The organism is Enterobacter cloacae complex sp. GYL001 (genome assembly GCF_049237125.1).
GTDB classification, from domain to species: Bacteria; Pseudomonadota; Gammaproteobacteria; order Enterobacterales; family Enterobacteriaceae; genus Enterobacter; species Enterobacter hormaechei_C.
The window spans coordinates 391,332-409,667 of sequence record NZ_JBMKGW010000002.1 but is presented as its reverse complement, the minus strand read 5'-3'; the positions used below and the strand labels follow the sequence as shown (position 1 = coordinate 409,667).

Below are 18,336 nucleotides of genomic sequence, written 5' to 3'. Positions count from 1 at the left end.
ATCAGTCGTACTGACCAAAGCGATAGCTAAGCCCTGCGGTGACGGAACTCAGGTCGCTGCTCACGCCGATCTGGTTAACATTGCCCACGTTGCTTACCCACTGATATTCCAGGCGGCCCGCCCAATTTTTATTGAAAGCGTATTCAGTACCCACGGCTGCAAGCGGGCGCACACCGGTTTCAAAACGATTGTGACCACTTACATCGGATTCAGCGCGATAGCCCATTGCGCCGGCACGGCCGTAAATATCCCAGTCACTGGTCAGGGCATAACTGGCCTTCAGAGACATTTGCAGCCCCTGCGTCTTCATTTGCGCCCCGGCGCCATGCTGACCTTTAATCTGCATGTTACCTAAATAATCATAACCACCTTCTACCGCAAGCCATGGGGTAATCTGATAACCCGTATAAACACCCCCGCCGACATTGTCATGGTTAAAATCGAAGTGATCGGAATGTGTGTTCTCAAACGCTTTTGAACCCATATTGGTATCAAAATAGTGAGACCAGCCGAATTTCGCCCCGCCATACCAGGTGCCCGCATCAGCGGCGGCGAACGCGGAAGTGGCGGTAAATGCATTAGCCATAATCAATGCGATAACTGTCTTTTTCATAAATATACCGTTTACTTGATAATGTTAAATCTGAGAAAGCAAACGATATAGAAAATTAACGGTAGCGTTAATTGCATTTCTGTTTAATTTTAAACTTCCGCTAGAATGACTCGGGTAAATGTCTGACCTCAAGCAGATATCCACCGCGCTTAAAGGCGATATATTCCCCCTGCTTAAGGGCAGATAATACATTGAGTATACTGCTGCGAGAGAGCAGCGTACGATCCTGGATATATTCCAGAATCGTGGTACGCAAACGCGTCTCTTCCGGGAGCAAAATCATTTCCTGAAGGTGGTTACGAATAACGGAATAGGTACGCTGCTGGAGTACCTGGGCATCACGGAATATTAAATAGGCCGTATGGTATGAGAGCAGCGCGGCGACATCCTCCCAGACGCCCTCGGCACGAAACAACTCAGCCGCCTTGTCCGCATCGAGACGTAAAATAGTCGACTCTCTTTCAGCACGGAGAAGGTGCCCCTGCGTAGGCTGGATCATCTCTGCAATACCAAACAAATGCGGCTCGTAAACGGTCACTACCACCAGTCCATCCGAAGCCCGCAGCAGGGACAGCTCTCCTTCCAGAAAGAGGTACATCTGCTGTTTCCCCTTCCGTAACCAGGTGAGTCGCTTACGCGGAACAACGTGCACTTTCTCCGCTATCGGCTCAAGGATGGCGGTCAGTCGTTCGATGGATCTTTCGGGTCGAACAGGCGGTAAAATATGCATGGTACAACCTTCTGACATTCAATATCTGCCATTATAGACCATATATTTTAAGCGGTTAGCCGATCAAAACTGATAGCTGTAGTTGACGCTGGCAAACCAAAGATAAGGATGATCGTAACTTCCGGCAAACGCCGTCGGGGATTTCACATGCGACGACTGCATATGAAGATACGACACGGCAATACCAATATTGCTGGCCGGGGTGATCTGATACTGGGCTCCCGTGCCAAATCGCCACTCATCCCCGGTGGGTAAAGTTAAGGCCACATCACTCTGACTCTCATACGGAGAGCTGTCGAACGCCACACCGGTATTCAGTCGCCACTGAGGTGTTGGACGATACTGCACGCCCACCGCGCCGTGCCACGTATCCTTCAGGCGGCTGACGTTGTTCAGTTGCCGATCCCCAACGACGATTTGCGGGGCACCGAACTGGCTCCAGTCCTGCCAGCCGAGATCGCCCATAACCGACCACCGAGGGTTAATATCATGCACAAGACTGAGCATGATTTGCTGCGGCGCGCTGATTTGTGCCGACACCGGGAGGTCGTAGGCACCATTCTGTACTCGAGCTTTGCCGTTAACAGAGTAGCGATAGTTCGTCTCGCTGTTCCATGTAATACCGGCTCGCGTCTGGTCGGTCAGTTGCATGAGTAGCCCAAGCCGATAGCTCATGGCCCAGTCCTCATCATGCTGCCGATAGTCATTATCATTAACGTTGCGGGTCAGCGAGAAATAACCGTAATTAACGTTGGCGGACGCCCCTATTGAGAGTCGGTCGTTGAGCTTGTATGCCAGTGACGGACTGAGCGTCATTGCAACCAGGGTACTCTTTTTAATCAGCCTGTCGCCCGCCCAGCTACCGTAATCGATCCCCAGACCGTAATTACCGTAAAGCCCGATCCCGGCATAAAGATCATCGTTTATCTTCTGGCTATAAAAGGCGCTGGCATTCGGGATGGTTTTCATCACGTCGCCGGGGCTTTGATGGGCATCGTTATCCAGCTGGTTATCGATGGAGCCATCCATAACCTGTAACCCACCGGTGACCATATGATCCGGCAGGCGCGTCATGCCAGCAGGGTTGGTCATGATTGTCGAGGCATCCTGCGCACGAGCCGCCTGCCCTGCTCCGGCAAGCGCGGTATCTTCGGTGCCGGCTTCATAAAAATAGAGGGCGCTGGCATGGGCACTGGAGGCGGCAAATAAGCCCGCGCACAGGAGGAGTCGTGTTTTCATCTGCGATCCGGGAAATAAAAAATTTGCCGACAGATATAACAGGGGCGCCTGATGACGTAAAAAGGAAGAGGGTTTAATTTTAAATTATGCGCGGTTCAGCCCCTCTTAATATCTCTGACAATTCAGCGACGTCCGGAATAAGGCGCCGCTACGTCCTGCACCTGTAATACGTTCAGGTACAGGACGATAAAATCCAGGAATTTTGTTCAGGTTTATCCGGCCTTACTTATAATGCTCCAGATTGGTTTCCGGGCCCGTTCTGGCAATTTCCTGAGCTTTGCCGAAACTTTCAATCAGGCACTTATATTCCGGACAGACATGCTCTGCCAGGATCTCAGCAAAGCGAGAACCTTCCTCGCGGTTCCAGGTTCTCATTAATTCAGCGACAATGGCAAACGTATCGGTAGGGATCGCCCCCGCCTGAGCCACGCGCGCGATGGTGGTATCGGTCGCGATTTTGGACCAGTTCCCCGAGGCATCCACAACACAGTAAACCTTATACCCCTCCTGGACAGCGCTAACCGCAGGGAACGCCATGCAGACGCTGGTGAGCGTGCCGGCAATAATCAGGGTCTTTCTGCCCGTCTTTTCCACTTCCTTCACAAACGCCGGATTATCCCAGGTATTAATCTGCCCCTGTGCGTGGAACATACACGGCATGGGGTGCATATTTGTGAATTTCCGGGATGAGCGGGCCATTGGGACCGTCAGGAACAGAGGCCGTGGTGATCACCGGGATATTTAAAAGCGTGGCAACTTTGGCTATCGCTGTCACATAATTACGAAGGTCTGGTACAGGCACATCACGTACCGTGTTGAATAAGCCACTCTGATGGTCGATGAGTAAAATTACAGCGTCATCAGTATCAATCATACCGTTTGTAGCAGCCATATTTCTTTCTTCATGATTTCTTTTACATTGCCGTCAACTCTCCCGGCTCCGCGATTTTACATGCACATGGTCAGGGTATAATGCATTGATAAATCATAATGAATAGTAGTTCGATCCGGTCTGAATACCGCATCATTTCAGGACAATTTCTGGCACGGTACGCTGAGCCATCGACGCTGACGGAAAGCCCTCGTGAGGAGAAAAGATCTTTACAATGCCGTTACGCGGCCATTCGTATTCGCTCGGCTGAAGGCAAGCGTTACTCACTACTGGGATCGCCCTTATCCTCCCGCATGGATTCGATAAACTCCCGTTGCTCCTCTGTGAGTTCAAGCTCATCCAGCAAGCGATCTAACTCTTCTTCAGGTGATTCCTTTAGGTTCTTTCTCTTCCCGGTAGCCATACTCACCCTTGAGTTATTAGGATTAATCTCAGGGTATCCAGGGTACAGGAAATGTGCAACTTAGCGTGTTATGCCATGGGTGATTCGTCGTTTAGCAGAAGAAGATTAAAAGCATAGCAAATCACCCTTTACGCATAAAAATTCAGTGTTAGCATGGAGGTGCTTAATTTTTTCCGGAGATAGCTATGCTGGACATAACTCATTTTGGGCTTTTCGCCCTGTCTGTATTTCTCCTTTCCGTTACACCTGGGCCTGATATAGCATACGTGGTAGGTCAAAGCGTGGTTAATGGAAGACGAGCGGGAATTATCTCTGCCGCTGGAGTAGCATTAGGTAGTTGCACACATGCAATTGCAAGCGCTGTGGGATTAACCGCGTTGATAACAGCATCTCCGATGATGTTCACCATCATTAAGTCTCTCGGTGCGGCTTATCTGATGTATCTCGGTAGTAAGATGATTTGGGGAACGCTGACAAAGCAAACCACTAATCACAACGAAGCTGAAAGCGTTAAGGCAAAAGCGACACTGACGAGTCTACTTACTAAAGGTTTCATAACTACCTTAACCAACCCGAAGGTACTGTTATTCTTCATCTCCTTTTTCCCTCAATTCGTTGCGCCTGGAAGCGAGCACCAGACAGCTTCTTTTCTACTCCTGGGTATGACCTACGCATTGATCGCTTTTATGACTGATTTAACGTTCGCCGTACTTGCAGGTAGTGCAGCTGGAACCGTTTCGCAAAACAGAAGGTTGCAGAAAATACTGGATAGAATTGTTGGTGTAACATTCATTGGATTAGGGCTCAGGTTGGCGTTTACACGCCGTTAAGAATATGGGGCGTTCAGCCCCTTATTCTTTGGGATAAGAAAATTCAGCAGTGACTAAATGTGACCCTGATTTATCAGATTGGACGTCATACGCGAAGTTATACCGCTCTCCAGGTGTAAACTTAAATCCGAACACAGGAAGACACCCGCCCTTTTGAACATACACGGGCTTATCATCAAAAATCTTGTGAAGAGAGTCGCTATTATCACTGTTGATTTGGATAGCAGTGATCCGTTCCTGTGGCTCCAGTGGTGACACCACACAAACTTGATTATCTTTGATAAATGCCGTTGTAGATTCACGATCTACCATTCGATCACCAGGCCCAGGGCATCCCGTCAAGAGGAATACAACACCCAGCAACATTTTGTTCTTCATGTTTAACACCCCTTCCCTGTTACGATTTTTTGGTAAAGCGAAGGGACATCCTGCAACTTATCTACGCCTCTGTACATCCCCATGCGCCCAGGCCTTTGATAATAAGACCACTTACTAATCCCATAAACCAGCAGTAACCAGTAATCAGCTAAAATAGAGGCTTGCTGCTCAAGAGAGTAATCAGTGAGCTTTTCTTTATCCAGCCTGTAGGTATATTCAGCAGCCCAGCTAAACGCACCCCGCATTCTCACCCATTGCCCGTGTTGGTGTTGCCAGACATGCCCCAATTCATGGATGAAAACATATTTATCTTCAACAAAAACCGAGTTTGCGGAAAAGTCTTCCCTGTACATCTGTTTTCTGTACCACAACTCCCCGTTGGGAGTCATCGCGTAGTTCTGTTTCTGGAGGCCGAACGGTAAATAGCTGTCGCAATGAATCCAGACACGGCTATACACTATCGAATCACCGAACACTCTGCGAGCCATTGCAATCTCGCCTAAGGTCATCCGGCGCAATGTTCCTTCCTCTGCATATGCGCTCATAAACTATCCTCCTTGTATGATTTATCTACATCGTAAAAACATAAGTCGAAATAGTCTATACGCGAACATTAGCCATTTATTAAACACAGTGACGGTGCAAACACTACTCCCCGTTGGTGATACAGCAACAAGCGGAGCCGTTAGACGACAACATCAGACCGTCAGAGGGATCACACCTTATCAGGATAACCGTGTACCCTTGCGGGAGCGTGGCTGAAACGTTGATAAAGCCTACAGGTCGTTTGCAGTTATGGTTATTACGTGGCTCATAAGGCCGCACATCGGGCTTAAATGCGTCTGAGCAGTCTGTCGATGACATAACAATACCAGGGTGGCTTTTTCTTCACGTTTTGCTATCGCGATGTGAGGATGCAACTGACACCAACGCTGAGTTATCTTGTCTTCTCACCATGTAACTTAGCGTGACAGTTACCAAGGGCGGATCACGATGGCATAACTCATAGGCGGCTAAAACAGATAATTATTTAAGCTGCTGATAGAGAATGATTTTAAGGCGTTCGTACGAGGGGAGAGATCTGGAGCGGGCGAAGGGAATCGAACCCTCGTATAGAGCTTGGGAAGCTCTCGTTCTACCATTGAACTACGCCCGCTTTGAGGTGCGTAAGGCATTATAGACCTTACGCCTCTTCATACAAGCCTTTACCCCACTAAGTGGCGATTAAATAATCACTTAACACTTCGGCTTACTGCCCTGCGCCGGAAGATAACGCTGCGGATCGATGGCTGTAGCCTTATAGCGGATCTGGAAGTGCAGCTTCACCGTATCCGTCCCGGTACTGCCCATGGTCGCAATCTTCTGCCCCGCCTTCACGTTCTGCCCGTTATTGACCAGCATCGTGTCGTTATGCGCATACGCCGTAATGTAGTCCTCACCATGCTTAATCATGATCAGGTTACCGTATCCACGAAGCTGGTTACCGACATAGACCACCTTCCCGGCCCCTGAAGCGTAAACCGGTGTGCCGCGTGCGGCAGCGATATCAATACCTTTATTGCCACCTTCCGAGAGCGAGTACGGCGCAACCACTTTTCCGCTTGCAGGCCAGATCCAGCAGCGCTGACCGACCGGCGGCCAGGATGATTTAGGCACCTGATAGGATGGCGTGACTTTGGCTGTTTTACGCGTTGAGGACTTTTTCCCTGAGGAGGAACCGCCGTTAACCTTGAGCTTCTGCCCTACCTCAATAGTATAAGGTGGAGAGATATTATTCAGGCGCGCCAGCTCCTTCACGCTGGTTCCCGTGGCGCGTGAGATGCGGTAGAGCGTGTCCCCGCGCTTAACGGTATAGACTGCACCGGAATAACTGCCCATATCCGAAGATTTACTCCCCGAGCATCCTGCTACAAGTAGCGTCAGCGTCAGGCAGAAAACGGCAATGATCGGGTTTCTCGTCAGGCTTCCTGCAAACAAAACAGCTCCTCGGTCAGCGTGAATGGCGCACTATGATAGCAGCCCAAACTGATGCGGGTCATGCCCTTTTCCGCTCTGTGGGCCAAACCGTTCGCATAAGAATGCAGTATAATAATTCCGCTGATGGTGCTGAACCATTAAGCATTTTGGCACTGGAGCATCAATGAGTATTCAAGAACACGTTATTTTGGTAAATGACCAGGGAAAGGTGATTGGCACTCAGGAGAAGTACGCCGCGCACACGTCACACACCCCGCTACACCTGGCCTTCTCTTCATGGCTGTTTAACGCTAATGGAGAATGTCTGATCACCCGGCGCGCATTAAGTAAAAAAGCCTGGCCCGGCGTATGGACCAACTCCGTTTGCGGTCATCCACAGGCCGACGAAGCGACAGAGCAGGCGATTATCCGCCGCTGTCGCTTTGAAGTCGGCGCCGAAATCACAGACATCACCCCCATTGCCCCGGAGTTCCGCTACCGTGAAGCCGACCCGTCAGGGATCGTTGAAAACGAAATCTGCCCGGTCTATGCCGCCCGCGTAACGAATACCCTCGCAATCAATGACGATGAAGTGATGGAGTATCAGTGGGTGGAGCTGGACGCGCTATTCCGCGCGCTGGACGCCACACCGTGGGCATTTAGCCCGTGGATGGTGCAGGAAGCGAACACCGCGCGTGAAAAACTCAGCGCCTTCGCGGCGCAATAAAAAAGCCCCGGCGATAAACGCACGGGGCTTTTTTTACGTCTTAACGGCTTATTTCACCGGACGCATCGCCGGGAACAGGATCACGTCGCGGATGGTGTGGCTGTTGGTGAACAGCATCACCATACGGTCGATACCAATACCCAGGCCAGCCGTCGGCGGCAGACCGTGCTCCAGCGCGGTCACGTAGTCTTCGTCGAAGAACATCGCTTCGTCGTCACCTGCCGCTTTCGCGTTAACCTGATCCTGGAAGCGCTGCGCCTGATCTTCTGCATCGTTCAGCTCGCTAAAGCCGTTACCGATTTCGCGGCCACCGATGAAGAATTCGAAGCGGTCAGTGATTTCCGGGTTCTCGTCATTACGACGCGCCAGGGGAGACACCTCCGCCGGGTATTCGGTGATGAAGGTCGGCTGAATCAGGTGCGCTTCGGCCACTTCTTCGAAGATCTCGGTCACGATACGACCCAGGCCCCAGCTCTTCTCAACCTTAATACCGATGCTTTCAGCGATCGCTTTCGCAGAGTCGAAGTTATCCAGATCCGCCATGTTGGTTTCCGGACGGTATTTCTTGATCGCTTCGCGCATGGTCAGTTTTTCGAACGGCTTGCCGAAGTCGAACACCTCTTCACCGTAAGGCACCTGGGTGGTGCCCAGAATGTCCTGCGCCAGGGTGCGGAACAGGGATTCGGTCAGCTCGATCAGATCTTTGTAATCCGCATACGCCATATAGAGTTCCATCATGGTGAACTCTGGGTTATGACGTACGGAGATACCTTCGTTACGGAAGTTACGGTTGATCTCAAACACACGGTCGAAACCGCCGACCACCAGACGCTTCAGATACAGTTCCGGCGCGATACGCAGGTACATGTCCAGGTCCAGGGCGTTGTGATGGGTGATGAACGGACGGGCAGAGGCACCGCCTGGGATCACCTGCATCATCGGGGTTTCTACTTCCATAAAGTCGCGGTTAACCATGAACTGGCGAATACCGGCCATGATCTGGGAGCGAATTTTGAAGGTCTTACGGGATTCATCGTTAGAGATGAGATCCAGGTAACGCTGACGATAGCGCGCTTCCTGATCCTGCAAACCGTGGAACTTGTCCGGCAGCGGGCGCAGGGCTTTGGTCAGCAGACGCAGTTCGGTGCAGTGGATAGACAGTTCACCGGTCTTGGTTTTGAACAGTTTACCTTTAGCGCCCAGGATATCGCCGAGGTCCCACTTTTTGAACTGCTCGTTGTAGATGCCTTCCGGCAGGTCGTCACGAGAGACGTACAGCTGAATGCGGCCGCCAACGTCCTGTAAGGTCACGAAGGACGCTTTACCCATGATACGACGGGTCATCATGCGGCCCGCCACGGACACTTCAACGTTCAGCGCTTCCAGCTCTTCGTTCTCTTTACCGTCGAAGTCTGCGTGCAGTTGGTCTGAGGTGTGGTCACGACGAAAATCGTTCGGGAACGGCACGCCCTGCTCGCGCAGCGCTGCCAGCTTCTCGCGGCGGGTTTTCAGTTCGTTGTTAAGATCGACTACCGCGTCAGCGCCCTGTGCTTGTTGTTCAGACATGTTGGTTCCTCATAACCCTGCTTTCAAACTTGCTTCGATAAATTGGTCCAGGCTGCCGTCCAGCACCGCCTGCGTGTTGCGGGTTTCAACCCCGGTACGCAGGTCTTTGATGCGGGAGTCATCAAGGACGTAAGAACGGATCTGGCTGCCCCAGCCGATATCGGACTTGTTGTCTTCCATCGCCTGCTTCTCAGCATTTTTCTTCTGCATCTCCAGCTCATAAAGCTTCGCTTTCATCTGCTTCATGGCCTGGTCTTTGTTCTTATGCTGGGAACGGTCGTTCTGGCACTGTGTTACCAGCCCGGTTGGAATGTGGGTAATACGCACCGCAGATTCCGTACGGTTAACGTGCTGACCACCCGCGCCGGATGCGCGGTAAACGTCGATACGCAGGTCCGCCGGGTTGATGTCGATATCGATATCTTCATCCACTTCCGGGTAGACAAACGCGGAGCTGAAGGAGGTGTGACGACGGCCGCCGGAATCGAACGGGCTCTTACGCACCAGGCGGTGAACGCCGGTCTCGGTACGCAGCCAGCCGTAAGCGTAATCGCCAATAATCTTGATGGTGACGGATTTGATACCCGCCACTTCACCTTCGGACTCTTCGATAATCTCGGTTTTGAAACCGCGCGCTTCCGCCCAGCGCAGGTACATGCGCATCAGCATGCTCGCCCAGTCCTGCGCTTCGGTACCGCCAGAACCTGCCTGAATATCGAGATAGCAGTCAGCACTATCGTATTCGCCGGAGAACATGCGACGGAATTCCAGCTGCGCCAGCTTCTCTTCCAGCACGTCGAGCTCTGCCACGGCTTCGTTAAAGGTTTCTTCGTCGTCGGCTTCGACAGCCAGCTCCAGCAGCCCAGAAACATCTTCCAGACCCTGCGCCATTTGATCCAGCGTATCTACGATGGCTTCGAGGGAGGAACGCTCTTTACCCAGCGCCTGAGCGCGCTCAGGTTCGTTCCAGACGTCCGGCTGTTCCAGCTCGGCGTTTACTTCTTCGAGACGCTCTTTCTTGGCATCGTAGTCAAAGATACCCCCTAAGAACGTCAGAGCGCTCCGTGAGGTCCTGAATGCGGTTTTTTACCGGATTAATTTCAAACATGGTCTGTTTTCTTTTATGAGCTTGTCAAAATGCGGTGATAAGAGCGGGATTGTACCGAATCCACGCCCTTTTTTATAGAGATTACTGACGCTAAATTGGCCAGATATTGTCGATGATGATCTGAAGGGAGCGGTTACCGCGGAACTCGTTAATATCCAGCTTATAGGCCAGCTCAACCTCGCGCACGCCGTTGTCCGGCCAGATGGAGGTATCAACGTTAAAGGCGATGCCATCGAGCAGCGGTCCGCCGCCGACCGGTTCCACCATCACTTTGAGATGGCGTTCGCCCACGATGCGCTGTTGCAGCAAACGAAAACGTCCGTCGAAAAGCGGTTCCGGGAACATCTGCCCCCACGGGCCGGCATCGCGCAGCATCTGCGCCACCTCCATGGTCATTTCAGCCGGTGAAAGCTCACCGTCAGAAACCACTTCACCCTGCAACAGAGCCGGATCGATCCACTCGGTGACCAGTTCGCCAAACAGACGCTGGAATTCGTCGAACTTCGCCTCTTCCAGCGACAGGCCTGCCGCCATCGCGTGACCGCCGAACTTAATCATCAGGTTCGGATGCAGCGTATCCAGACGCTCCAGCGCATCGCGCATATGCAGACCCTGAATGGAACGACCGGAGCCTTTCAGCGTGCCGTCCCCGGCGGGGGCGAACGCGATCACCGGGCGGTGGAAACGCTCTTTAATGCGCGACGCCAGAATGCCCACCACGCCCTGGTGCCATTCGGGGTGATACATCGCCAGCCCACCCGGCAGGGTGTCGCCGCTGCGCTCCAGCTTTTCGCACAGGGTCAGCGCTTCGGCCTGCATGCCCTGCTCAATCTCTTTACGGGTCTGGTTGAGTGCGTCCAGCTCACTGGCCAGCACGCGCGCTTCGCCGATGTTGTCGCACAGCAGCAGCGCAACGCCAACCGACATATCATCCAGCCGCCCCGCCGCGTTCAGGCGCGGGCCGAGGGCAAAGCCTAAATCGCTTGCCGCAAGCTTCAGCGGATCGCGGTTGGCAATTTCCAGCAGCGCCTTAATCCCCGGACGGCATTTACCTGCCCGAATGCGGCTTAAGCCCTGCCAGGTGAGAATACGGTTATTGGTATCGAGCGGCACCACGTCCGCCACGGTTCCCAGCGCCACCAGATCGAGATACTCCGCGAGGTTCGGCACGGCAATTCCGCGCGATTCGAACCAGCCCTTATCTCGCAGCAGCGTGCGTAACGCCAGCATCAGATAAAACGCCACCCCTACTCCGGCCAGCGATTTCGACGGGAAATCGCAGTCGCGCAGGTTCGGGTTAATGATGGCTTCGGCGGCAGGCAGAGTTTCGCCCGGCAGGTGGTGATCGGTGACCAGTACCGGGATCCCCAGCGCATGGGCATGATCGACCCCCGCATGAGAAGAGATCCCGTTATCCACGGTCATGATCATCTGTGCGCCACGGGCGTGGGCCTGATCGACCACTTCCGGGCTGAGGCCGTAGCCGTCTTCAAACCGGTTCGGCACCAGGTAAGTCACATTATCGCAGCCCAGCGCACGCAGGCTGAGCACGCTCAGCGCGGTACTGGTTGCGCCGTCGGCATCGAAATCGCCCACCACGACAATCCGCGTGCCTTCCCGGAACGCGTCGTAGAGCATTTCAGTCGCTTTTTCGATGCCACTCAGCGCTTGCCAGGGCAGCATGCCTTTGACGCTGCGCTCAAGATCGCTTGCCGTACGCACGCCACGGCTGGCGTACAGCCGCTTTAACAGCAGCGGAAGCGTGTCTGGTAAATCCGCGGTTTCACCCGCATCGCGGCGGCGCAGTTTTATCGGGGCTTTCACGCGAATTATTTACCACCCATCTGTTTCTGGTGCTCGTCGAGGAACGCTTTCATCTCTTTTGGCCCCTGGTAGCCCGGCACCACGTAGCCGTTACTCAGCACAATGGCTGGCGTACCGCTCACGCCAAACTGTACGCCCAGCGCGTAGTGGTTAGCGATGTCGATATCGCAGGACGCGGGCTTCACGCCTTTGCCGTTCATCGCGTCATCAAAGGCCTTGTTGCGGTCTTTCGCACACCAGATCGCTTTCATATCCTGCTCAGGCTGGCTCTGCACGCCGGCACGTGGGAAAGCCAGGTAACGCACGGTAATGCCCAGCGCGTTGTAGTCTTTCATCTCTTCATGCAGCTTGTGGCAGTAGCCGCAGGTGATGTCGGTGAAGACGGTAATAACGTGCTTTTCCTGCGCCGCTTTGTAGACAATCATCTCTTTTTCGAGCGCGTTCAGGTTTTTCATCAGCAGCTGGTTAGTGACGTTCACCGGCTGCGCGCCGCTCACGTCGTACATAGGCCCCTGAATGATGTGCTTGCCGTCTTCGGTCACGTACAGCACGCCGCTGTTGGTCAGCACCGTTTTCATGCCAGCCACCGGCGCTGGCTGGATCTCGCTGCTGGCGACGCCGAGTTTCGTCAGAGACTGTTTAATGGCGGCATCGTCCGCATGGGCAATACCGGAAATCGAAGCTGCCAGCAGGGTGAGCAGCGCTAAAGACTTTTTCATATTTGTTCCTGTAACAATTCGTCGGCACTCACGCGCGAGGGTGGTGCTGTTGGTGTAGCTGCCGCAGGCGTTCCGTCGCGACATGGGTGTATATTTGCGTCGTTGAAAGATCGCTGTGTCCAAGCAACATCTGCACCACGCGTAAATCAGCGCCGTGGTTTAACAGATGCGTCGCGAAGGCGTGACGCAAAACGTGCGGCGACAGCTTCTCACTGTCAATACCCGCCAGTGTGGCGTAATGTTTAATGCGATGCCAGAACGTTTGTCGCGTCATCTGCTGCGCGCGCTGGCTCGGGAACAATACATCTATGGAGACGCCGTTCAGCAGCCACGGACGCCCGTGTTCCAGATACGTCTCCAGCCAGTAGACCGCCTCTTCACCCAGCGGCACCAGCCGTTCTTTGTTCCCTTTACCGATAACGCGCACCACGCCCTGACGCAGGCTGATATCGCTCATCGTCAGGCCCACCAGCTCGGAAACGCGCAAGCCCGTGGCATACAATAGTTCAAGCATGGCTTTATCGCGTAACTCCAGCGGAAGGTCAACTGCGGGCGACTGTAATAATCTCTCAACTTGTGCTTCGCTGAGATCTTTTGGCAGCCGCTGAGGCAGTTTAGGCGATGCCAGCAGTGCGCTGGGGTCATCCGCGCGGATCTTCTCGCGGTACAGGTGCTGGAACAGGCGGCGCATGGCGCTCAGCAGACGTGCAGAGCTGGTGGCTTTGTACCCCCCTTCCATCCGCTCAGCCAGTAACCCTTGCAGGTCATCGCTTTGCGCGCTTTCAAGCGTCAGCCCACGATGTGCCAGCCACTCGACCAGCAGCGTGAGATCCCGACGATAGGCGCTGAGCGTATTTTCAGCGAGGTTTTTCTCCAGCCACAGCGCGTCGAGAAACTGTTCGATGAGTGCGAGATCCTTTTCCACATCAGCCCCTTTGGTTCAGCAATCTGGCCATTATGCCTGAATGCCATCGGTTTCTGGTACACTACGCGCAAAGTCATAGCAAGAATTGAGATAGTTACGCGATGAATATTGGTCTGTTCTATGGTTCCAGCACCTGCTACACCGAAATGGCGGCGGAGAAAATTCGTGACATCATTGGCCCGGAATTGGTGACGCTGCATAACCTGAAAGATGACGCGGTTGCCTTGATGGAGCAGTACGATGTGCTCATTCTGGGTATCCCTACCTGGGACTTTGGTGAGATTCAGGAAGACTGGGAAGCCATCTGGGATCAGCTCGATTCAGTCAATTTTGAAGGCAAAATCATTGCGATGTACGGCATGGGCGACCAGTTGGGCTACGGGGAGTGGTTCCTTGACGCACTCGGCATGCTGCACGACAAACTGGCGCCAAAGGGCGCGACCTTTATCGGCTACTGGCCTACGGAAGGCTATGAGTTCACCAGTCAAAAACCGATTATTGCCGACGGTCAGCTGTTTGTCGGGCTCGCGCTGGATGAAACCAACCAGTACGATCTTAGCGACGAGCGCCTCCAGAGCTGGTGCGAGCAGATTCTGGGTGAGATGGCCGAGCAGTTCAGCTGATTTACTCCTGCGTCGGCTGTTGCACGATCAACCGGCGCAGATCTCGCCACTCCGCAGGATCCATACTGTCTGCGGCCAGCCACAGGTGCTGGCGACGGTTATCCTCGACCCGACGCAGCCGTAGCATCATCCCGGTATTAAGCATCCACGGCGTCCCCATCATCTCCCACTCTTTTCCCTGCCAGCGCAGGCGAGAATCCATCAGCAGCTTAATTTCACCCTGACGGGCGTTGATTCGACGCTGGCTGCGCACGCTGTCAAACACCACAAACGACAGCAATAGCAACCACAGAGGGGTATAGCTAAGCGGCCACGGCACCAATAACACCAGTGCCGCCACCAGACCGTGGAGCAGTAAGGACATCCACTGTGAGCGCCACGAGACGCGAAGATCAGATTGCCACAGGACCACGTTCCTGATTCCGTGTTTGAATTAATTGCACCATCCGTTGCAACTCGGTGTCGGCGGGCTTGCCGTGATTCATCAGCCAGTTGAATAAATCCGGATCGTCAGACTCAAGCAGACGGACAAACAGGCGCTTATCGTCATCGCTTAAGCTGTCGTACTCATATTCGAAGAAAGGCATGATGGAGATATCAAGTTCACGCATGCCGCGACGGCACGCCCAGTGAATACGGGCTTTGTTGTTAATATCCATGTTCTGTTTCCTGCATTACGTTTGGCACAGTCGGTATCCCGTTTGGTATTCATTATTGCTCTCCGGGAACACCTGCTAGTGTAACGTGTTTTTGACCGTTTCTTTACTGGAATATTGCGAACCTCGAGCAGGCTCCCTGAATAATCCTTATAAAGACAGCGGATTACACTATTTTGCGTAGCGCCACGCATAACCGCGTAATGGCACGAATGGCCTGCTGAAAGCGCTTGCATTGAATACAGTCTCTTTTACCATTAGGTATTATCAAAGCGTTAAGCAATTCAGGACATCACTATGGCATTTACACCATTTTCTCCTCGCCAGCCCGCCGCCTCTGCGCGTCTGCCGCTGACGCTGATTACTCTTGATGACTGGGCACTGGCGACACTGACTGGTGCGGACAGTGAAAAATACCTGCAAGGCCAGGTCACGGCGGACGTGGCGCAGTTGACTGAGCACCAGCATCTGCTGGCCGCGCATTGCGATCCAAAAGGCAAAATGTGGAGCAACCTGCGTCTGTTCCGCCGTCAGGACGGATTCGCCTTTATTGAGCGCCGCAGCCTGCGTGACGCCCAGCTTAAAGAGCTGAAAAAATACGCGGTCTTTTCTAAAGTCACCATCGCCCCGGACGATGAACACGTTCTGCTGGGGGTCGCGGGTTTCCAGGCGCGTGCAGCGCTGAAAAACCTGTTTGCCGAGCTGCCGGATGCTGAAAAACAGCTGGTCAGCGAGGGAGCGACCTCCATTCTGTGGTTCGAACACCCGGCGGAGCGCTTCCTGCTGGTAACCGACGAAGCAACGGCGGAACGCGTCACTGACGCCCTGCGCGGTGAAGCACAGCTCAACAACAGCCAGCAGTGGCTGGCGCTGAACATCGAAGCGGGCCTGCCGGTGATTGACGCGGCAAACAGCGCGCAGTTTATCCCGCAGGCGACAAACATCCAGGCGCTGGGTGGTATCAGCTTTAAGAAGGGCTGCTACACCGGTCAGGAAATGGTGGCGCGTGCGAAATTCCGCGGCGCGAACAAACGCGCCCTGTGGACACTGGCTGGTCACGCCAGCCGTGTGCCGGAAGCGGGTGAAGATCTTGAGATGAAGATGGGCGAAAACTGGCGCCGTACCGGCACCGTGTTAGCCGCCGTCCAGCTCGATGATGGCCGCCTGCTGGTGCAGGTTGTCATGAATAATGATATGGAGCCCGACAGCGTGTTCCGCGTGCGGGATGATGCAAACACGCTCAGCATTGAGCCGCTACCGTATTCTCTGGAAGATTGATGCTGTATCGCCCGGTGGCGCTGCGTTTACCGGGCCTACGGTGTTGATATTCTCCCTCTCCCTGTGGGAGAGGGTCGGGGTGAGGGCATCAGACCGCACCTTACAAAAAAACTACACCTGCCCAACATACAGATAAATTGCCAGGAAGTGGCACACGCTGCCGCCCAGCACAAAGCCGTGCCAGATGGCATGGTTATACGGGATACGCTTGCAGACGTAGAAAATCACGCCCAGCGAGTAGACCACCCCGCCCACCGCCAGAAGCGTCACGCCCCCCACCGCCAGCTTAATGGCTAACTGATACACCACAATCAGCGACAGCCAGCCCATTGTCAGATAGGTAACCAGCGACAACACTTTAAACCGGTGCGCAATAGTCAGCTTAAACAGGATCCCCAGCAGCGCCAGGCTCCAGATCACAATCATCAGGCCACGCGACAGCGGTGAGTTGAGCCCCACCAGCAAAAACGGCGTATAGGTACCCGCAATAAGAAGATAGATAGCGCAGTGGTCAAATTTCTTGAGCCATATCTTCGCCCGTTGATGCGGAATAGCGTGATACAGCGTTGAGGCCAGGAAAAGCAGGATCATACTCCCGCCATACAGACTGTAGCTGGTAATGGCCATCGCGCTGGCGTTGGTATCCACTGCCTGTACCAGCAATAACACTAAGCCGACAATCCCAAAAACCAGGCCAATGCCGTGGCTTATACTGTTGGCTACTTCCTCAGCCAGCGAATATCCCTGTGCGATTAATGGTCTGCTCACCATACTTAACTCCGGGAAAACAAAAGATGATTATTCATCGCCAGTCTATGCTAACTGAGAATGATTCCAGTGAACACCTGTTAGCTAAAATAAATCCACATTCAAGATTTATCCTTATAAATCAGCATAATGTAAAAACAATCCACCGCACAGGTGTAAATGATTTCATTAACATCTAAGTAATCAAGGAGATAAATCCGTCTCCCGCCCTTCGTCATCATGGTATGCTTCAGGAATAGTGTCCGACAGCGAGTTTAGCCATTGTGAGTATGTTCAGCCATTCCGCCATTGCCAGCCTCAACAATCTGGAAATGATGGTCTACAACTATGTCATTAAGAACCGCGATAAAGTGATGTACATGACCATCCGCGAGCTGGCGGATGCGGCGGGCGTTTCCACTACTACCATCCTGCGCTTCTGCCGCAAGCTTAACTGCGATGGCTACTCGGAATTTCGGGTGCGCTTTAAACTCTATCTGGAGCAGAACGAGCCGCAGCAGGCGAATTTTGGTGCCAGTGAAATCATCAGCTTCTTTAAAAGCGTAAATAACGAAGAGTTTGATGCGCTATTAGATAACGCCGTCGATATTATTTTATCATCTGAACGAATTATTTTTGTCGGTGCGGGCACCTCCGGATCGCTGGCAAAATATGGCGCACGTTTCTTTTCAAATATCGGGAAATTCAGCAACCATATCGACGATCCTTATTTTCCAGTCACTAACGATATGGCTAAAAATGCGCTGGCTATTGTACTCTCCGTCTCCGGCGAAACCGAGGAGATCCTGCGCTTCGCCAGCCAGTTCAGCCTGCACCACTGCAAGGTGCTCTCAGTCACCAGCCACGAACATTCACGTCTCGCAAAGCTGGCGGACTTTAACCTCTCCTGGCATGTCCCGCAAACGCGCATTGGCGGCGTTTACGATATCACCACGCAAATTCCCGTCATCTATATTCTGGAATCATTAGGCCGGAAACTGGCGAAGAAATTAACAGAATAAAACATCCTGTTTTTTTGATGTGACAAATTACAATTTCCGCAAAATGTTATATCGTGACATTTAATTCCGCTTTGCTAGACTCGAAATCAATAAGTCCTGA

At 53.1% G+C, this 18,336-nt stretch carries 20 protein-coding genes, 1 tRNA gene and 1 pseudogene; 5 read left to right on the top strand and 17 right to left on the bottom strand.

Annotated features, from left to right (window positions below; translation table 11 throughout):
• Window position 1 precedes the first annotated feature (1 nt).
• From ACOTWU_RS06055 to ACOTWU_RS06035, 5 genes and pseudogenes are all read right to left on the bottom strand, one after another.
• Entirely contained in the window at window positions 2-613 is a 612-nt protein-coding gene (locus tag ACOTWU_RS06055; RefSeq protein ID WP_220719382.1) for an outer membrane beta-barrel protein, read from the bottom strand.
• A gap of 100 nt (window positions 614-713) precedes the next feature.
• Window positions 714-1,343: a winged helix-turn-helix transcriptional regulator gene (locus tag ACOTWU_RS06050; RefSeq protein ID WP_017692717.1), complete on the bottom strand. Its 630-nt coding sequence runs from the start codon at window positions 1,341-1,343 to the stop codon at window positions 714-716.
• Window positions 1,344-1,406: 63 nt separating this feature from the next.
• Window positions 1,407-2,582 (bottom strand): OmpP1/FadL family transporter, encoded by a 1,176-nt coding sequence (locus ACOTWU_RS06045; RefSeq protein WP_049134892.1) that lies wholly within the window; start codon window positions 2,580-2,582, stop codon window positions 1,407-1,409.
• A 222-nt stretch (window positions 2,583-2,804) separates the two neighbouring features.
• Window positions 2,805-3,474: pseudogene (locus ACOTWU_RS06040) on the bottom strand (isochorismatase family protein).
• Between the two features lie 259 nt (window positions 3,475-3,733).
• Window positions 3,734-3,877, bottom strand: a complete 144-nt coding sequence (locus ACOTWU_RS06035) for a hypothetical protein (protein ID WP_252049351.1) — start codon at window positions 3,875-3,877, stop codon at window positions 3,734-3,736.
• A 185-nt stretch (window positions 3,878-4,062) separates the two neighbouring features.
• Here ACOTWU_RS06035 and ACOTWU_RS06030 point away from each other — a divergent pair, with 185 nt between their 5' ends.
• A complete protein-coding gene (locus ACOTWU_RS06030; protein ID WP_033487624.1) occupies window positions 4,063-4,707 on the top strand; it encodes a LysE family translocator in 645 nt (214 codons plus the stop codon).
• Window positions 4,708-4,728: 21 nt separating this feature from the next.
• Here ACOTWU_RS06030 and ACOTWU_RS06025 read toward each other — a convergent pair whose 3' ends face one another.
• The 4 genes from ACOTWU_RS06025 to actS form a co-directional block, all read right to left on the bottom strand.
• Complete coding sequence (locus ACOTWU_RS06025; protein WP_033487625.1) at window positions 4,729-5,085, bottom strand: putative T6SS immunity periplasmic lipoprotein; 357 nt, start codon at window positions 5,083-5,085, stop codon at window positions 4,729-4,731.
• Between the two features lie 2 nt (window positions 5,086-5,087).
• Window positions 5,088-5,630 (bottom strand): type IV secretion protein Rhs, encoded by a 543-nt coding sequence (locus ACOTWU_RS06020; RefSeq protein WP_033487626.1) that lies wholly within the window; start codon window positions 5,628-5,630, stop codon window positions 5,088-5,090.
• Window positions 5,631-6,167: 537 nt separating this feature from the next.
• Window positions 6,168-6,241, bottom strand: a tRNA-Gly gene (locus ACOTWU_RS06015).
• Between the two features lie 80 nt (window positions 6,242-6,321).
• The gene (actS, locus tag ACOTWU_RS06010) at window positions 6,322-7,062 is read right to left on the bottom strand and encodes an amidase activator ActS (RefSeq protein WP_022651807.1); all 741 of its coding nucleotides are present in this window, start codon (window positions 7,060-7,062) and stop codon (window positions 6,322-6,324) included.
• A 163-nt stretch (window positions 7,063-7,225) separates the two neighbouring features.
• On the opposite strand from actS, the gene idi reads away from it, so the two are divergent.
• The gene (idi, locus tag ACOTWU_RS06005; RefSeq protein WP_003863454.1) at window positions 7,226-7,768 is read left to right on the top strand and encodes an isopentenyl-diphosphate Delta-isomerase; all 543 of its coding nucleotides are present in this window, start codon (window positions 7,226-7,228) and stop codon (window positions 7,766-7,768) included.
• A gap of 48 nt (window positions 7,769-7,816) precedes the next feature.
• On the opposite strand, the gene lysS is transcribed toward idi, so the two are convergent.
• The 5 genes from lysS to xerD form a co-directional block, all read right to left on the bottom strand.
• A complete protein-coding gene (lysS, locus tag ACOTWU_RS06000) occupies window positions 7,817-9,334 on the bottom strand; it encodes a lysine--tRNA ligase (RefSeq protein ID WP_003863452.1) in 1,518 nt (505 codons plus the stop codon).
• A gap of 9 nt (window positions 9,335-9,343) precedes the next feature.
• Window positions 9,344-10,442 (bottom strand): peptide chain release factor 2 gene (prfB, locus tag ACOTWU_RS05995; protein WP_096147815.1). Its coding sequence is split into 2 segments (ribosomal slippage): window positions 9,344-10,366 and window positions 10,368-10,442, totalling 1,098 coding nucleotides; the frame shifts between segments, so codons are not numbered across the junction.
• Between the two features lie 90 nt (window positions 10,443-10,532).
• A complete protein-coding gene (gene recJ / locus ACOTWU_RS05990; RefSeq protein WP_017382886.1) occupies window positions 10,533-12,266 on the bottom strand; it encodes a single-stranded-DNA-specific exonuclease RecJ in 1,734 nt (577 codons plus the stop codon).
• A gap of 5 nt (window positions 12,267-12,271) precedes the next feature.
• Window positions 12,272-12,985 carry a bifunctional protein-disulfide isomerase/oxidoreductase DsbC gene (gene dsbC / locus ACOTWU_RS05985; protein ID WP_023295380.1) on the bottom strand — a complete coding sequence of 238 codons (714 nt, stop codon included), beginning with the start codon at window positions 12,983-12,985 and terminating at the stop codon, window positions 12,272-12,274.
• A 28-nt stretch (window positions 12,986-13,013) separates the two neighbouring features.
• A complete protein-coding gene (xerD, locus tag ACOTWU_RS05980) occupies window positions 13,014-13,910 on the bottom strand; it encodes a site-specific tyrosine recombinase XerD (protein WP_003863442.1) in 897 nt (298 codons plus the stop codon).
• Between the two features lie 101 nt (window positions 13,911-14,011).
• Between xerD and fldB the strand changes: the two genes are divergently transcribed.
• Window positions 14,012-14,533 (top strand): flavodoxin FldB, encoded by a 522-nt coding sequence (gene fldB, locus ACOTWU_RS05975; protein ID WP_015571793.1) that lies wholly within the window; start codon window positions 14,012-14,014, stop codon window positions 14,531-14,533.
• Between the two features lies 1 nt (window position 14,534).
• Here fldB and ACOTWU_RS05970 read toward each other — a convergent pair whose 3' ends face one another.
• Entirely contained in the window at window positions 14,535-14,945 is a 411-nt protein-coding gene (locus tag ACOTWU_RS05970) for a protein YgfX (RefSeq protein WP_017382887.1), read from the bottom strand.
• Window positions 14,926-15,192 carry an FAD assembly factor SdhE gene (sdhE, locus tag ACOTWU_RS05965; RefSeq protein ID WP_003863437.1) on the bottom strand — a complete coding sequence of 89 codons (267 nt, stop codon included), beginning with the start codon at window positions 15,190-15,192 and terminating at the stop codon, window positions 14,926-14,928. The genes ACOTWU_RS05970 and sdhE overlap by 20 nt, the downstream gene beginning before the upstream one ends.
• 294 nt (window positions 15,193-15,486) lie before the next feature.
• On the opposite strand from sdhE, the gene ygfZ reads away from it, so the two are divergent.
• Window positions 15,487-16,467 (top strand): tRNA-modifying protein YgfZ, encoded by a 981-nt coding sequence (gene ygfZ / locus ACOTWU_RS05960; RefSeq protein ID WP_022649306.1) that lies wholly within the window; start codon window positions 15,487-15,489, stop codon window positions 16,465-16,467.
• Between the two features lie 111 nt (window positions 16,468-16,578).
• Here ygfZ and trhA read toward each other — a convergent pair whose 3' ends face one another.
• The gene (trhA, locus tag ACOTWU_RS05955) at window positions 16,579-17,238 is read right to left on the bottom strand and encodes a PAQR family membrane homeostasis protein TrhA (protein ID WP_003863433.1); all 660 of its coding nucleotides are present in this window, start codon (window positions 17,236-17,238) and stop codon (window positions 16,579-16,581) included.
• A 266-nt stretch (window positions 17,239-17,504) separates the two neighbouring features.
• Here trhA and ACOTWU_RS05950 point away from each other — a divergent pair, with 266 nt between their 5' ends.
• Window positions 17,505-18,236, top strand: coding sequence for a MurR/RpiR family transcriptional regulator (locus ACOTWU_RS05950; RefSeq protein ID WP_015571796.1), 732 nt, complete (start codon window positions 17,505-17,507; stop codon window positions 18,234-18,236).
• Window positions 18,237-18,336 lie beyond the last annotated feature (100 nt).

Excerpts from the sequence above, each read along its gene's own strand:
- ACOTWU_RS06020 (WP_033487626.1), bottom strand. The coding sequence starts at position 5,630 with ATGAGCGCATATGCAGAGGAAGGAACATTGCGCCGGATGACCTTAGGC.
- sdhE (WP_003863437.1), bottom strand. The coding sequence starts at position 15,192 with ATGGATATTAACAACAAAGCCCGTATTCACTGGGCGTGCCGTCGCGGC.
- ACOTWU_RS06045 (WP_049134892.1), bottom strand. The coding sequence starts at position 2,582 with ATGAAAACACGACTCCTCCTGTGCGCGGGCTTATTTGCCGCCTCCAGT.
- fldB (WP_015571793.1), top strand. The coding sequence starts at position 14,012 with ATGAATATTGGTCTGTTCTATGGTTCCAGCACCTGCTACACCGAAATG.
- dsbC (WP_023295380.1), bottom strand. The coding sequence starts at position 12,985 with ATGAAAAAGTCTTTAGCGCTGCTCACCCTGCTGGCAGCTTCGATTTCC.
- trhA (WP_003863433.1), bottom strand. The coding sequence starts at position 17,238 with ATGGTGAGCAGACCATTAATCGCACAGGGATATTCGCTGGCTGAGGAA.
- ACOTWU_RS06035 (WP_252049351.1), bottom strand. The coding sequence starts at position 3,877 with ATGGCTACCGGGAAGAGAAAGAACCTAAAGGAATCACCTGAAGAAGAG.
- ACOTWU_RS06050 (WP_017692717.1), bottom strand. The coding sequence starts at position 1,343 with ATGCATATTTTACCGCCTGTTCGACCCGAAAGATCCATCGAACGACTG.
- idi (WP_003863454.1), top strand. The coding sequence starts at position 7,226 with ATGAGTATTCAAGAACACGTTATTTTGGTAAATGACCAGGGAAAGGTG.
- ACOTWU_RS06025 (WP_033487625.1), bottom strand. The coding sequence starts at position 5,085 with ATGAAGAACAAAATGTTGCTGGGTGTTGTATTCCTCTTGACGGGATGC.
- ygfZ (WP_022649306.1), top strand. The coding sequence starts at position 15,487 with ATGGCATTTACACCATTTTCTCCTCGCCAGCCCGCCGCCTCTGCGCGT.
- ACOTWU_RS06055 (WP_220719382.1), bottom strand. The coding sequence starts at position 613 with ATGAAAAAGACAGTTATCGCATTGATTATGGCTAATGCATTTACCGCC.
- lysS (WP_003863452.1), bottom strand. The coding sequence starts at position 9,334 with ATGTCTGAACAACAAGCACAGGGCGCTGACGCGGTAGTCGATCTTAAC.
- ACOTWU_RS05950 (WP_015571796.1), top strand. The coding sequence starts at position 17,505 with ATGTTCAGCCATTCCGCCATTGCCAGCCTCAACAATCTGGAAATGATG.
- ACOTWU_RS06030 (WP_033487624.1), top strand. The coding sequence starts at position 4,063 with ATGCTGGACATAACTCATTTTGGGCTTTTCGCCCTGTCTGTATTTCTC.